Genomic DNA, 13124 nt, shown 5'->3' with positions numbered 1-13124 from the left:
TTGGACGGGCCGGGCGGCGCGCTGGCGCGCTGTCCTGGGATCACTCTGGTCATCGGAGCCCGCCGCGTCAACGACTGAGGCGCACGGCCACGACGATGGCGAGCACCACTCCCGTGCCCGCGACGACGGCCGAGCCCGAGAGCACGGCGTCTCCCGCGTGCGTCGGGACGGGGTCGTTCTCGCCGGTGAGGAGGGCCTCTTCCCGGTCGAGCCCCTCGACGGCGCCCAGGCCGCGGGGCGGGGAGGCTCGCGGGAGGGGTGTGTACACGATGAATCCACGGGGCGGACCTTCTTCAATTCTGACGAGCCCCCGAAACACGACGGGCCCCACTGCGCAGGGCGCGTGATCGGAGGGGGAGGAAAATCCTCTGCAACGGATCGGTCGCGGCGTCGGTAGTCCTGGTGTGAGCGCATTCGGCGCCTCGCCCCGCAGGACCCTCGACGAACAGGAACGACACCATGCGCAAGTCCCTCCCGGCCGTCGTCACCACCGCCCTCGGCATCGCCGTCCTCGCCCCCCTGTCCGCCGCCGCCATGGACGCCCCGTCCGGCGCCGAGCTCTCCGTGCTGCACGCCGTGCCCGCGACCCCCGTGGACGTCTACGTCAACGGTGCCCTCACCCTGGACGACTTCGAGCCCGGCGACCTCGCCGGTCCCCTGGAGCTCGCCGCCGGCGACTACGAGGTCGCCATCACCGCCGCGGACGCCATGGATGACTCCGCCCCGATCCTCGGTCCCGTCACCCTCACCCTCGCCGACGGCGGCGACTACACCGCCGCCGCCCACCTCGACGCCGCCGGCACGCCCACGGTGACCGCGTTCGAGAACGACACGAGCGCCGTCGCCGCCGGCGAGGGCCGCCTCACCGTGCGTCACATCGCCGCCGCCCCGGCCGTGGACGTCTGGGCCGGCGAGGACGTCGTCGTGCCCGGCCTGGAGAACCCGGACGAGGCCTCCCTCGAGGTGCCCGCCGGCACCGTCTCCGCCGCCGTGTCCGTGGCCGGCACCACCGACCCCGTGATCGGCCCCGCCGACGTCGAGGTCAAGGACGGCGTCACCACGATCGCCTACGCCTGGGGCTCCGCCGCCGACGGCACCCTCGCGCTGGCCACCCAGGAGGTCGCCGCCGACCACAGCGCGCCGGGCTCCGTCCCCGCGGGCATCGACGTCGCCCCCGCCCAGGACTCCACCGGGATGCTGGCCGCCGTCGGCGCCGGTGCGGCCGCCCTGGTCGCCGGCGCCGTCCTCATGGCCCGCCGCCGGGCGGCCCGTGCGTGATGAGTCCTGCGGGCGGGGTCCGTCCCGCCCGGAGATGGGGACCGTCGGCCGTGTGCCGGCGGTCCTCGCCCTCGCCGCCGTCGTCCTCACCGGCTGCGCGCCGTCGGCGGCGGTCTCCTCCCTCCCGTCCGAGCAGGGGCGGGGCTCCGTCGTCGCGATGACGCCGGGCCCCGCGGCGGGGACGGGAACCCCACCGGCCGCAACCCCCTCCGCGGCTCCGGCCGCCCCCGGGCGGACGCCGCCGTCGGGGATCGCCGTCCGGCGCGCCACCCAGAGCCCATCGGACGACGCCAGGATCCCCGTGCGCGTGGACTATCCGGCCATCGGGGCCACGCTGAGCGTGGTCTCGGTCGGGGTCACGGAAGACGGGGCGATGGAGCTGCCCGACGACAGCTCCGTCGGCGGCTGGTACCGCCACGGCTCGGCCCCCGGGGATCCTGAGGGGACGGCGGTGATCGCCTCCCATTCGGGTTCACCGCGCAATCCCGTGGGGGCCCTCTACGGGCTGCGGCAGGCCGCGGTCGGCGACGAGGTCACCGTCACGGATGCGGCGGGGACCGCCCGGCGCTATCGGGTGGCCTCCACCCAGAGTCTGGGGAAGGGCGAGCTGGACCTGTCCCCGTACTTCCGCCGGGACGGCGCCGCCGAGCTCGTCCTCATCACCTGCGGCGGCGAATGGCTGCCGGACGAGCGGGACTACACGGAGAACATCGTGACCATCGCCACTCCCGTCGAGGGCTGACCGGTAGCCTGTCGGAAGGTCTGGCCTGAATCGGGCCGCGCCGCGCCGACGCAGCACACCGCGGGAGAGGAGTCCCATGTTTGAGGACGACGGGCTCGACCGCCGCTTCGCCGCGGGGGAGGCCGTCGCCGTGCGCGAGGCGTACGAGCGCCACGGTCGCCTGCTCTTCTCCCTGTGTCTCGCCGCGCTGCGCAGCCGGGAGGACGCCGAGGACGCCGCCCAGCAGGTGTTCACGCGGGCGTGGCGTTCGCGGGACACCTACGATCCCGCCCGGCCGCTCGGCGGGTGGCTGACGGGCATCACCCGTCGCGTCATCGCCGACATGTTCGCCGGCCGTGCTCGTGACGCGCGGAAGATGGAGGCGGAGGTCGTCCACCTCCCCCGCGCCGAGGGCGTGGAGGATGCGGTCAGCGACGCCGTGGTGGCCGCCGTCGTCGTGCATGACGCCCTCGCTCTGTTGGGTCCGCCCCAGGACGAGGTGCTGCGCCTCGCCTTCCTGGAGGACCTGGCGCACCAGCAGATCGCCGAGCGCCTCGACATGCCGCTCGGCACTGTCCGTTCCCACATCCACCGCGGCCTGGCCGCACTGAGAAGCCGTCTGGAGGCCGCCGATGCCCGAGCGTGAGCATCCCCGCGGCCGACAGCTCGCGGAGGAGATCTCCGACCTCGCCGTCCGGCTGCACGAGCGCGTGCGCGGCGACGGCGGCCCGCTCGCCGCGCCCGCCGACGTCGCGGCGTCGCTCCATCCGGAGGACGCGGCCGAGCTGGAGGCCATCCTGCGTGTGCTGGCCGCCCTCGACGGCCCCGCCCCGGACCTGGCCGACCCGCCGCCGCACCTGTGGGGGCGGATCGCCGCTGAGCTGGGACCCGAGACGGAGGCCGTGGCTCACGACGGGCCACTGCAGGGGGAGGCCACGGGCGAGGATGTCGCGCCCGACGGCGTCGCGCCCGTCCGTCCGATCGGCTCGGGTCCGTCCGCTGCCCGCGGCCGCTGGTGGCCGGTCGCCGCGGCGGCGGCCGCCGGGCTCGTCATCGGCGGCGGGGCCGTGGGTGCCGCCCTGGGCGGCGGCGACGACCTCATCGGCACCGCCGTCATGGCGTCCGTGACCACCGACGGATCGCCGGCCCGCGCGGAGATGACGCGTGCCGCCGACGGGGAGATGCACCTGGCCGTGCATGTGCCCCAGGTGCCCGCCCCCGAGGACGGCTACCTGGAGGTCTGGATCCGCGACGAGGCCGCCAGCCGCATGATCTCGCTGGGCACGGTGACCCGCCAGGACACGACGCTGACCGTCCCGGAGGGCGTCGACCTGGCGTCCTACCCCGTGCTGGACGTCTCGCATGAGCACTTCGACGGCGACCCGTCCCACTCGACGCTCTCCCTGTGGGTCGGTGAGATGCACCGGACCACCTGACGAGCCCTGAGACACGACGAGCCCTGCGCAGTGGGGCCTATCGGTACTGGATAGGCACCACTGCGCAGGGCTCGTCGCTTCTGTCCCAGGCTCAGCCGAAGTGCTTCGGCAGGGTGGCCTCCCAGGCCTCGCGCAGCTCCGCGATCGGCAGGGTGAAGGCGTCCTGGACCTCGAGGGCCGCGGAGTCGGCGTCCACCACGCCGATGCGCACGGCCGCGTAGCCGCGGGCCGTGGTCATGTCCGTGAACCGGACCTCCTCGGTGCGGGGCACGGCCACGACGGCGCGCGCCTGCGTCTCCGAGAACAGCGCGGTGAACAGGTCCACGCCGTCGCGGCGCAGCACCTCGTCCAGCACCACGCGGGCGCCCACGCCGAAGCGCAGCACCATCTCGGACAGGGTGGCCGCGAGGCCGCCGCCGGAGACGTCGTGGGCGGCGTCGATCATGCCGTCCCGGGACATGTTGACCAGCAGCTCGCCGAGCAGGCGCTCCTTCTTCAGGTCGACCTTCGGGGGCAGGCCGCCGAGGTGGCCGCGCAGGCGCGCGAACTCGGAGCCGTCCAGCTCGTCCGCGGTCTCGCCGAGCAGGTAGATCGCCTGGCCGTCGGCATCCGGGGCGAAGCCGGACGGGGTGCGGCGCAGGACGTCGTCGAGCTGGCCGAGCACCGCCACCGTGGGGGTGGGGTGGATCGGGGTGCTGCTCGTCTGGTTGTACAGGGACACGTTGCCGCCGGTCACCGGGATGCCGAGGGTCTGGCAGCCGTCCGCCAGGCCGCGCACGGCCTCCGCGAACTGCCACATCACGTCCGGGTCCTCGGGGGAGCCGAAGTTCAGGCAGTCGGAGACGGCCAGGGGCACGGCCCCGGCGGTGGTGACGTTGCGGTACGCCTCGGCCAGGGAGGCCTGCGCGCCCGTGTAGGGGTCCAGGTAGGTGAACCGGTCGTTGCAGTCCGTGGCCAGGGCCACGCCCATGCCGGTCTCCTCGTCCACGCGCACCACGCCCGCGTCGTCCGGGGCCGCCAGGGCGGTGTTGCCGCGGACGTAGCGGTCGTACTGGCGGGTGATCCAGGAGGTGTCCGCCAGGTTCGGGGAGCTCATCAGCTCCACGACGGCGGCGCGCAGCTCCTCGCCCGTGGCGGGCAGGCCCTGACCGGCCTCGGAGGAGCGGAACGTGTGCGCCTGGAGCTCGTCCTGCCAGGCCGGACGCGCGTACGGGCGCTCGTAGACCGGGCCGTCGTGGGCCACGGTGCGCGGGTCCACGTCGACGATGACCTCGCCGTCCCAGGTGATGATCAGGCGGCCGTCGCCGGTGACCTCGCCCAGCCACGAGTACTCGACGTCCCACGTGGCCATGACGGCCTCGAACGCGGCGACGTTCTCCGGCGTCACCACGGCCATCATGCGCTCCTGCGACTCGGACATGAGGATCTCGCCCGGGGTCAGCGTGGAGTCGCGCAGCAGCACGTCCGTCAGCTCCACGCGCATGCCGCCCTCGCCGTTGGAGGCGAGCTCGGAGGTGGCGCAGGAGATGCCGGCGGCGCCGAGGTCCTGGATGCCCTCGACGAGGGAGTCGCGGAACAGTTCGAGGCAGCACTCGATGAGCACCTTCTCGGAGAAGGGGTCGCCGACCTGCACCGAGGGGCGCTTGGCGGGCTTGCCGTCGCCGTCGAAGGACTCGGAGGCCAGCACGGAGGCGCCGCCGATGCCGTCACCGCCGGTGCGGGCACCGAACAGGACCACCTTGTTGCCCACGCCGGAGGCGTTGGCCAGGCGCAGGTCCTCGTGCCTGAGCACGCCCACGGCGAGGGCGTTGACGAGCGGGTTGCCCTGGTAGATCGGGTCGAAGCGGGTCTCGCCGCCGATGTTCGGCAGGCCCAGGGAGTTGCCGTAGCCGCCGATGCCGGCCACCACGCCGTGGAACACGCGGGCGGTGTCCGGGTGGTCGATCGCGCCGAAGCGCAGCGGGTCCATCACGGCCACCGGGCGGGCGCCCATGGAGATGATGTCGCGCACGATGCCGCCGATGCCCGTGGCCGCGCCCTGGTAGGGCTCCACGTAGGAGGGCGAGTTGTGGGACTCGACCTTGAACGTCACGGCCCAGCCGTCACCGAGGTCGGTCACGCCGGCGTTCTCGCCGATGCCCACCATCATGTGCTGCTTCATCTCGTCGGTGAGCTTCTCGCCGAACTGGCGCAGGTGCACCTTCGAGGACTTGTACGAGCAGTGCTCGGACCACATGACTGAGTACATGGCCAGCTCGGCCGCGGTGGGGCGGCGGCCGAGGATCTTCTTGATCTCGGCGTACTCGTTCTCCTTCAGGCCCAGCTCGGCCCAGGGCTGCTCGACGTCCGGCGTCGCCTGCGCGTCCGCGACCGTCTCGATGTTGAACTGCTGGCTCATGCATGGCCTCCACGGCTGGCGAGGGTGGTCAGGACGGAGGTGAAGAAGCCGAGGCCGTCCACGCCGGAGCGGGGGCCGGCGGCGGTGTCCGGGCCGAAGCCCGGCTCCACGGCGTGCTCCGGGTGCGGCATCAGGCCGACGACGTTGCCGGCCGGGTTCGCGATGCCCGCGATGTCCCGGCGCGAGCCGTTCGGGTTCCAGCCCTGGTAGCGGAACACCACGCGGCCCTCGGCCTCGAGGGCGTCGAGGGTCTTCTCGTCCGCCACGTACTGGCCGTCCTGGTTCTTCAGGGGCACGGTGATGGTCTGGCCCTCCTCGAAGTCGCGGGTCCACACAGTGTCCGTGCTCTCCACGACCAGCTCCTGGTCGCGGCAGATGAAGTGCAGGTGGTCGTTCTTGACCATCGAGCCCGGCAGCAGGTGCGACTCCGTGAGGATCTGGAAGCCGTTGCAGATGCCGAGCACCGGCAGGCCGTCCGCGTCGCCCTCGGGGCCGCCGGCCGCCGTCGCCACCGCGTCCATCATGGGGGCGAAGCGCGCGATCGCGCCGGCGCGCAGGTAGTCGCCGTAGGAGAAGCCGCCCGGGATCACGACGGCGTCCACGCCGGCGAGCGTCCGCTGCGGGTCCGCGTCGGCGTGCCACAGGGAGACGGGCTCGGCGCCGGCGAGGCGGACGGCGCGCAGCGCGTCCACGTCGTCCAGGGTGCCGGGGAAGGTGATCACGCCGATGCGCGCGCCGCTGAGCGGCGTCGTCGGCGTCGAGTAGTCGCCGATGAGGGGGAGCTCGGTCATCGGGCGCCCTCGGCCTCGTCCAGGACGGCCACGTTCACGACGTCCTCGATGACGGGGTTGGACAGCATCTCCTCGGCGGCCGTGCGGGCCTGGGCGAGGATCTCGTCGGTGACCTCGCCCTCCACGGTGAGCTCGAAGCGCTTGCCCTGGCGGACCTGGCTGAACTCGGTGAAGCCGAGGCGGGGCAGGGCCCCGTTGATCGCCTTGCCCTGCGGATCGAGGATCTCGGGCTTGGGCATGACGTCGACGACGATGATGGGCATGAACACGCTCCTGGGTGCGGGACGATGCCGCGGAGCAGGACGGTGTAGATGCCGTCTCACGCCCGGCCCGGGGCGCTCCGCGTGCTTGCCCGGCCACTCTACTCGGCCGCCCGGACGCGGGATCGTGGGTGTGACGGGGCGGCACGCGGCAGCCGGCCCGGCGTAGCCTGGCGGCATGAGACCTCAGCAGACCCGTGTGTCCCCGCTCGGTCGACGTCGGCCGATCAGCCCGCTCGGCCCCGCGCTGCTCGCCGCGGCGGCCGGCGTCGTGCTGACGGGAGTGCGCCGCATCACGGCCCGGTCCGCCCGGCGTCGCGCGACCGGACGCCCGCGCCGGTGACCCGCCCCGAGCCCTGCCCCTGCGGGTCCGGAGCCGGGCTCGCGGCGTGCTGCGGTCGCCTGCACGCGCGTTTTGCCCGGGACGGCGCCCTGACCGCGCCCACCGCCGAGGCGCTCATGCGCTCCCGGTACACGGCGTTCGCGCGGCTGGGCGAGGCCGGGACGGCAGAGGCGCGGGCGATGGCCGACTATCTCGCCGCGACCTGGGTTCCCGAGCACCGGCCCACCGCGGCCGAGCTGCTGCCGACCGAGGGGGAACAGGCGCCGCGGTTCACCCGCCTGGCGGTGCTGGACGTGCGGGACGGCGGGCCGTTCCAGGACGCCGGGACCGTGGAGTTCGTGGCCGTCGGCACGGGGGCCGAGGGGCGGTTCCGACTCCATGAGGTCAGCCGGTTCCGCCGTGAGGACGGGATCTGGCGCTACGTTAACGGCGACGTGCGCTGAGGCCGGGGCGGCGCGTCGGCCGGCGGTGACGCGTCAGAAGGCGGAGAAGATCCCGGCGCCCACGCTGAGGACCAGGCCCAGGATGGCGATCCACGCCACCAGGGTGACGATCGGGCGGGGGCGACGCGGGGCGTCGTCGTGCCAGTCCACGCCCTCCAGCTCCGGAGGGGTGCGCAGCTCTCGATTCATGGCCCCAGCCTCTCACGCCCCACGCCGCCCCGGGCCCAACGCGGGTTGACTTGTCACGGGTGCTGGGCGCCTGGACCCGCGACAACTCAACCCGCGTTGCCGTCCGGGGTGAACAGGTCCTCGATCCGCCGCCCGAACACGGCCGCGAGGCGGAAGGCGAGGGGGAGCGAGGGGTCGTAGCGGCCCTTCTCGAGGGAGATGACGGTCTGCCGGGAGACGCCGAGCTCGTCGGCGAGCCGCTGCTGCGACCAGCCGAGGCGGGCACGCTCGTCGGGGATGGTGTTCTCCACGGCTCAGCCCCGGCGCTTCTGGATCTGGTACCGGATCGCGGCGGCGCAGCCCATGAGGACGAACAGGGCGGCACCCACGGCCGCGGGCGAGATCACGTACCCGCCGAACGAGAGGATCGCGGCGCCGAGGCCGACGACGACGAGGGTGTCATGGAAGGCGCCCGAGGTGGCCTTCTCGTACCAGCGTCCCTCGATCGACTCCTCCGGGTTCGTGTCGGCGCCGCGGATCGAGTGACGGTCCACGAGCGCGAGCCAGGTCAGGAGGAGGCCGAAGAGCAGGCCGTTGAGCGCCATCGCACCGGCGGCGATCCAGGCAAGGGAGTCTGCGTGGCCGGCCGCGACGGTGGTGGCCCAGGCCGCCGAGCCGAGTCCCAGGGCGCCCACGACGCCGACGGCCAGGCTCACGCCCATCAGTCGTCCGGTGCCGCCGCCGAGACGGGAGGAGCAGCCCCAGCGGGAGCGGGTGTCTCGGCGCGGATCGGTGGTGGCGGTGCCTGTGCCGGCGTGCTCCGCCGCGGTGCCCTGGCTGTCCGCTGCGGCAGCGGTGTGGTGGGAGTGGTTCGTGGTCATGGGCCCTCCTGTGGTCGATGCCTGGGCCGGTGGCCCGGCCCGCCTCGGAGGCCCTGTGGGGGGCGTCCGACCGGACATTGTGAAGCAAGCTTGACAGTCAAGTGACCTTGTCGTCAAGGGAGCTTGACGCCGGAGCCCGTGCGAACTCTTCCCACGTCATGGGCGGGGTCAGCCCGAGCCAGGCAGGTTCGAGACGGAACCCGAGGGCCGTGTTCATCCGCAGGGACGCCGCGTTGGCCTCGGCGCCGCCGGTGCCCCACTGGCGCCCACCGCGGGCATGGGTCGCCAGGAGGGTCGCCGCCTTGACGGCCTTCGCCACGCCACGGTTCTCGTGCTTGGACGCGACCGCGGTGCGGTCGACCTCCCACCGGTCAGGGGAGCGGAACGTCAGGGTGAATCCGATGAGCACTCCTCCCTCGAAGGCCCCCACGGCAAGCCCCGCTGGGGTGGACAGTCGAGCCTCGAGGTCGTCCGGCAGCGGCTCGTGACGGGAGCCGTCGGTGTGTGGGAACCGGGGAGCCGCTTCCTCGTCGAGGGCGCGCAGGGCAGGCAGGTCGACGGCGGTCAGTCTCCGCACCTCGATTCCCCGCGCTTCGGCCGCCGCGACGTGGCCACGGTAGGGCGCCAGGTCGGCGTCGTCGTCGAGGTGGAGGCGCGCGCCCCAGGAGCGGGAGCGCACGCTCCACCCGGCGTCGAGCAGCGCGGCGGCCTCGGCCGAGTCTTCGCGGTGCACGCGGGCGTCCGCCCGTGGGTCGGTCACGGGGGTGAGCATCGAGCACGGGATGTGCCCGGAGACGGCCTCGTCCGGATAGACGTGCGGGAACTCGGCCGAGTGGGGATCGGAGGGGTCTCCCGGCTCGCGCCGCACCCGCAGGCCGGCCCCCGCCAGTTCGTCCTCGTCCAGGCCGCAGACGAACGCGTCCGGCCGGTCCGGGTAGATCGCCGCGCCGACGACTCCTACCTGGGCGGCGTCGTCGGAGGCGTGGAGGAAGCCGACGTCGTCGATCGAGGCGCCGCGCGTCGATGCCGTGTAGCGGCCGGTGCGACGCGCGGCGGCCCAGTCCTCCGGGAGGGTGATGTGCAGGATCATGGCGCGAGGCTATCGGCCTCGGCGTCGACGCCACCCCTCCGGCTGCCCATCGCGGGTCGAGTTGTCGGGGGTGTTTGGCGGCGGCACCCGCGATAACCCAACCCGCGGTGCAGGGCCGCCCCGGGCGCGACGACGGCCCGGCGTCTCCGCGGGGGAGTCGCCGGGCCGTCGGGGCGGACCGGGTGCCGGGGTGCCCGGGCCGTCAGTCCTCCAGGAAGGCCTCGACGTCCGGGGTCACCGCGCGGGAGTCGATCAGCTGACGCTCGATCGCGTCGTGGGTGATCCGGTTGGCCTCGCGCACGGCGTCGGTGCGCATCGAGATCTTGATGTCGCCCTTGTGCGTCGGGGTCCCGGCCACCTGGACCGGCTGGGTCTCGAGCGGCAGCGGGACGGCGTCGCACAGCGACTTCTCGGCCGGCTGGGCGCCGGTCAGGAAGTAGTCACGGATGGGCGCGTCCACGCACTCGGTGCCGTACGGGAACAGGCCGTGGGTGCCCTCGTTGTCCACGGAGATGAGGGACGTGTTGCGCAGCACGCCGGCGGCGCGGTGGCCGCCCTCGTACGGGGTCGCCGCGTCCAGCTCGGACTGCACGATCACGGTGTTCGGGGCGCCCTTGCCGCCGGGCTGGGAGGGCATGGAGGTCTGGGCGGGCCAGTACATGCACTCCGACGGGCCCATCAGCACACCGATCCACGGGGCCTTGCGGCCGAGGTCGTCCACCCACGAGGTCCAGTAGCCCTGCGAGGTGTTCCACTGGCCGTCCTGGCACCGGATCGCCGAGAACGCGCCCTCGAAGGTGACGGCGTCTCCGGCCTGGGTGGCGGCGACGAGCTGCTCGCGCTCGCCCACGGTCTCCAGGCCGCGGGCGGCGAAGCGGTCGAAGGAGTCACGCTCCTCGGCCGGCAGCGACGCACGGGCCTCGGCCAGGATGCGCTCGATCTGGGTGCGCTGCCCCGCGGGATCCGTGGCCGCGGCCTCGGACTCCATGATGCGGATGTAGGCGGCGATGACGGACCCGGCGTCGAGGTACTGGGACGTGTCGTACATGGCCGGCAGCAGGAACGAGCCGGCGACGATCATGCCGAGCTGGGTGCGGGTGCCGCCCACGTCCTCCCAGCGCTCCCGGATCTGCATCGGGTCGTCCCCGAGGTCGAAGATCTCGTCGTGCCGGGCCACGTAGGGGAGCATCGCGTCCTGGAACTGGCGGTCGCGGGAGCGCGGCTGCAGGTCCCAGGTGGTCTGGAGCCCGTCGCGGGAGATGTCCACGGCGGAGTCCAGCAGGAACCGGTGCGTGTGCTGGGGGAAGACGCGCTGGTACCAGCTGCCCAGCCAGGTGCCGTACGAGTAGCCGATGTAGGAGGTCTTCTCCTCGCCCAGGACGGCGCGGATGAAGTCCATGTCGTACACGGTCTGCTCGGTGGTGATGTACGGGGTGAGCTCGTTCTCGAGGCACGCGTCGACCTGGGCCTTCGTGTCCTGCCACACGTCGTGCTCGGGGTTCGGCGTGTAGGTGCACTCCAGGGCGGTGGACTGGCCCACGCCGCGGGGGTCGAAGCCGATGAAGTCGTACTGCTCGGCGAGCTCCGGGGCGCGCTCGGCCATGGCGGGGCCCCAGGGCAGGCCGGAGCCGCCCGGGCCGCCGGGGTTCACCAGTGCGATGCCCTGGCGCTCCGGGTTGCCCTTCGAGGTCTCGGTCTTGGCCACGCGCAGGGTGATGGTGTGGCCGTCCTCGGGGTTCTTCCAGTCCCGCGGCACCGTGACGTCGGCGCACGCGGTGCCGGGGATCGCGTTGAACCGGGCGTTGAGGCGCTCGCTGCCGAAGTCGCAGGCCTCCCAGTCCAGCGTCTGGCCCACGAGGTGCGGCGCGAGCGCGGCGGCGTCGTTGACCTTGTTGCCGCGCGTGGCGGAGAGGTCGTTGGAGCGGGCCTGACCCTGCGATGCGGACCCGTTGCCGTTGCCGTTGCCGTTGCCGGGCGCGGAGAGCGCGGGGGCGGCGGCCGTGACGGCGAGCGAGACGGCCGCGACGGCGGCGGCGAGCGTGGTGCGGCGGCGAGCTGGAACGGTTCTGGTCACGTCAGGTCCTCGAGTCGTTCGGTGCGGAGAGGGCCGGGCGGTCACCGGATGACGCGAGTGATGCGCCTCACAGCCTGTAGAGCGGCCATCCTAATCATGGACGTGCGCTGGAAGTCCACTCGGCGTCCGGCCCGGTCCCGGGGGCCGCCCCCGCGGCCGCGTCCAGCACCGCCAGCAGCCGCGCCCGCAGCGCCTGGCCCCGCGCGGCGAACTCGCGCTGGCGCCGCGCGTACTCGGCACGCCCGGCCGGCTCCTCGATCCGCACGGCCGCGTAGCCGCCGCGCCCGTCGGAGAGGTCGTCCACCCCGGTGAGGTCGTACGGCGAGGCCTCCATGTCCAGCCTGCGGATGTCCCACGCGAGGTCGAAGCAGTCCGCGAGCAGGTCCGAGTCGACCACCGGCACCAGCTTGTACGCCCACTTGTACAGGTCCATCCCCGCGTGCAGGCAGCCGGGCTGCTCCATCTCCCGCATCCCGGCGCGCGTGGGCAGGACGCCGTCGTCGCCCTCGTTACGGTCGCGGGCCTCGGGTGCGAAGAACCGGAACGCGTCGAAGTGCGTGCACCGTATCCGCGAGCCCTCCACCACCGCGTCCGTCCCCCCGGCCCCGAGCCGCAGCGGCAGCTGGGAGTGCCGCACCCCGTGCACGTCCGAGCGGTACGCCATCGCCCACTCGTGCAGCCCGAAGCAGCCCAGGCGTGGCGCCCGCCCCGCCGTGCGCGCGAGCAGTTCCCGCGTGAACGCCACCCCCGACGCGCGGTCGGCCAGCACCGCCGCCACGTCCACCAGCCAGCCGCCCACCGGGCGGCCGTCGACGACGGCGCCTGCCACCTCGCCGGCCTCGACGCGCCGGTAGTGCTTCCACTCGCCCCGTGGGGTCGTGCCCAGCTCGGTCGCCTCGGCGCGGGCCGCGGCGCCGTCGTCGTCCGCGAGGAGGACTCCCGGCCCGGGGTGCCAGCGCTGCAGTGCGGCGGGGGAGTGCGTGTAGTAGCCGAAGAGGAAGTCCTGCACCGGGTGCTTCTCGCCGCGCATCCGCAGGGCCACCAGCGGGTCCGTGCGTCGGGCGATGCGCTCGCGGTGCGCCAGCGCGTGGGCCCGCCACACGTCGGCGGGCAGGGCGACGACGGCGGGCGGCAGGGTCTCGGAGGGCGCGGGGGCGGTGTGTGGCTCGGGCATGACCCCACCATCCTCCCCCGTGGCGCCCCTCATGAGCGAGCGGGCCCACGTGATGCCGACGCGGGGA

At 73.6% G+C, this 13124-nt stretch carries 16 protein-coding genes; 6 read left to right on the top strand and 10 right to left on the bottom strand.

The features are described 5' to 3' along the window. Positions 1–67 precede the first annotated feature (67 nt). Positions 68–268, bottom strand: coding sequence for a P-type ATPase (locus ACTSKS_RS05135; RefSeq protein WP_036384100.1), 201 nt, complete (start codon positions 266–268; stop codon positions 68–70). A gap of 191 nt (positions 269–459) precedes the next feature. Between ACTSKS_RS05135 and ACTSKS_RS05130 the strand changes: the two genes are divergently transcribed. The 4 genes from ACTSKS_RS05130 (at position 460) to ACTSKS_RS05115 (ending at position 3435) form a co-directional block, all read left to right on the top strand. Then, positions 460–1278 carry a DUF4397 domain-containing protein gene (locus ACTSKS_RS05130; RefSeq protein ID WP_442927345.1) on the top strand — a complete coding sequence of 273 codons (819 nt, stop codon included), beginning with the start codon at positions 460–462 and terminating at the stop codon, positions 1276–1278. Between the two features lie 307 nt (positions 1279–1585). Then, positions 1586–2020, top strand: coding sequence for a class F sortase (locus ACTSKS_RS05125; protein ID WP_158604212.1), 435 nt, complete (start codon positions 1586–1588; stop codon positions 2018–2020). A 76-nt stretch (positions 2021–2096) separates the two neighbouring features. After that, positions 2097–2645: an RNA polymerase sigma factor gene (locus ACTSKS_RS05120; protein ID WP_170747696.1), complete on the top strand. Its 549-nt coding sequence runs from the start codon at positions 2097–2099 to the stop codon at positions 2643–2645. Then, a complete protein-coding gene (locus tag ACTSKS_RS05115; RefSeq protein ID WP_442927344.1) occupies positions 2632–3435 on the top strand; it encodes an anti-sigma factor in 804 nt (267 codons plus the stop codon). Before ACTSKS_RS05120 ends, ACTSKS_RS05115 begins: the two co-directional genes overlap by 14 nt. Positions 3436–3526: 91 nt before the next feature. On the opposite strand, the gene purL is transcribed toward ACTSKS_RS05115, so the two are convergent. From purL to purS, 3 genes are read right to left on the bottom strand one after another with little or no spacing between them, the layout of a single operon-like run. Further along, the gene (gene purL, locus ACTSKS_RS05110) at positions 3527–5833 is read right to left on the bottom strand and encodes a phosphoribosylformylglycinamidine synthase subunit PurL (protein WP_363932331.1); all 2307 of its coding nucleotides are present in this window, start codon (positions 5831–5833) and stop codon (positions 3527–3529) included. Then, positions 5830–6624, bottom strand: a complete 795-nt coding sequence (gene purQ / locus ACTSKS_RS05105) for a phosphoribosylformylglycinamidine synthase subunit PurQ (protein WP_206481948.1) — start codon at positions 6622–6624, stop codon at positions 5830–5832. Before purQ ends, purL begins: the two co-directional genes overlap by 4 nt. Next, positions 6621–6887, bottom strand: coding sequence for a phosphoribosylformylglycinamidine synthase subunit PurS (purS, locus tag ACTSKS_RS05100; RefSeq protein ID WP_002856633.1), 267 nt, complete (start codon positions 6885–6887; stop codon positions 6621–6623). The genes purQ and purS overlap by 4 nt, the downstream gene beginning before the upstream one ends. Before the next feature lie 175 nt (positions 6888–7062). On the opposite strand from purS, the gene ACTSKS_RS05095 reads away from it, so the two are divergent. Together ACTSKS_RS05095 and ACTSKS_RS05090 are read left to right on the top strand one after the other, a co-directional pair. Further along, the gene (locus ACTSKS_RS05095) at positions 7063–7227 is read left to right on the top strand and encodes a hypothetical protein (RefSeq protein WP_155643109.1); all 165 of its coding nucleotides are present in this window, start codon (positions 7063–7065) and stop codon (positions 7225–7227) included. Then, positions 7224–7670: a YchJ family protein gene (locus ACTSKS_RS05090; RefSeq protein ID WP_442927343.1), complete on the top strand. Its 447-nt coding sequence runs from the start codon at positions 7224–7226 to the stop codon at positions 7668–7670. The genes ACTSKS_RS05095 and ACTSKS_RS05090 overlap by 4 nt, the downstream gene beginning before the upstream one ends. 33 nt (positions 7671–7703) lie before the next feature. Here the strand turns inward: ACTSKS_RS05090 and ACTSKS_RS05085 are convergent, their stop codons facing one another. The 6 genes from ACTSKS_RS05085 to ACTSKS_RS05060 all read right to left on the bottom strand — a co-directional run bounded on the left by ACTSKS_RS05085 (position 7704) and on the right by ACTSKS_RS05060 (position 13057). Then, entirely contained in the window at positions 7704–7859 is a 156-nt protein-coding gene (locus ACTSKS_RS05085; protein WP_442927342.1) for a hypothetical protein, read from the bottom strand. Positions 7860–7945: 86 nt separating this feature from the next. Beyond that, on the bottom strand, positions 7946–8149 hold the full coding sequence (locus ACTSKS_RS05080) for a helix-turn-helix transcriptional regulator (protein WP_002856639.1): 204 nt from the start codon (positions 8147–8149) through the stop codon (positions 7946–7948). Positions 8150–8152: 3 nt separating this feature from the next. Beyond that, on the bottom strand, positions 8153–8719 hold the full coding sequence (locus tag ACTSKS_RS05075; RefSeq protein ID WP_158184812.1) for a hypothetical protein: 567 nt from the start codon (positions 8717–8719) through the stop codon (positions 8153–8155). Between the two features lie 97 nt (positions 8720–8816). After that, entirely contained in the window at positions 8817–9809 is a 993-nt protein-coding gene (locus tag ACTSKS_RS05070; RefSeq protein ID WP_145951198.1) for a GNAT family N-acetyltransferase, read from the bottom strand. Positions 9810–10011: 202 nt separating this feature from the next. After that, a complete protein-coding gene (locus tag ACTSKS_RS05065; RefSeq protein WP_216886636.1) occupies positions 10012–11883 on the bottom strand; it encodes an alpha/beta hydrolase in 1872 nt (623 codons plus the stop codon). 94 nt (positions 11884–11977) lie between these two features. Then, positions 11978–13057, bottom strand: coding sequence for a 3-methyladenine DNA glycosylase (locus ACTSKS_RS05060; RefSeq protein ID WP_216886637.1), 1080 nt, complete (start codon positions 13055–13057; stop codon positions 11978–11980). Between the last annotated feature and the right edge of the window lie 67 nt (positions 13058–13124).

This window comes from Micrococcus sp. TCR-5, from assembly GCF_052220525.1.
Classification (GTDB): Bacteria; Actinomycetota; Actinomycetes; order Actinomycetales; family Micrococcaceae; genus Micrococcus; species Micrococcus luteus.
The sequence above is the reverse complement of the archived record's forward strand: the minus strand, read 5'-3'. Positions and strand labels throughout refer to the sequence as shown.

Bases quoted from the DNA above. Each gene is read 5' to 3' on its own strand.
- ACTSKS_RS05130 (WP_442927345.1), top strand. From the start codon at position 460: ATGCGCAAGTCCCTCCCGGCCGTCGTCACCACCGCCCTCGGCATCGCC.
- ACTSKS_RS05120 (WP_170747696.1), top strand. From the start codon at position 2,097: ATGTTTGAGGACGACGGGCTCGACCGCCGCTTCGCCGCGGGGGAGGCC.
- ACTSKS_RS05115 (WP_442927344.1), top strand. From the start codon at position 2,632: ATGCCCGAGCGTGAGCATCCCCGCGGCCGACAGCTCGCGGAGGAGATC.
- purL (WP_363932331.1), bottom strand. From the start codon at position 5,833: ATGAGCCAGCAGTTCAACATCGAGACGGTCGCGGACGCGCAGGCGACG.
- purQ (WP_206481948.1), bottom strand. From the start codon at position 6,624: ATGACCGAGCTCCCCCTCATCGGCGACTACTCGACGCCGACGACGCCG.
- purS (WP_002856633.1), bottom strand. From the start codon at position 6,887: ATGCCCATCATCGTCGTCGACGTCATGCCCAAGCCCGAGATCCTCGAT.
- ACTSKS_RS05095 (WP_155643109.1), top strand. From the start codon at position 7,063: ATGAGACCTCAGCAGACCCGTGTGTCCCCGCTCGGTCGACGTCGGCCG.
- ACTSKS_RS05085 (WP_442927342.1), bottom strand. From the start codon at position 7,859: ATGAATCGAGAGCTGCGCACCCCTCCGGAGCTGGAGGGCGTGGACTGG.
- ACTSKS_RS05075 (WP_158184812.1), bottom strand. From the start codon at position 8,719: ATGACCACGAACCACTCCCACCACACCGCTGCCGCAGCGGACAGCCAG.
- ACTSKS_RS05070 (WP_145951198.1), bottom strand. From the start codon at position 9,809: ATGATCCTGCACATCACCCTCCCGGAGGACTGGGCCGCCGCGCGTCGC.
- ACTSKS_RS05060 (WP_216886637.1), bottom strand. From the start codon at position 13,057: ATGCCCGAGCCACACACCGCCCCCGCGCCCTCCGAGACCCTGCCGCCC.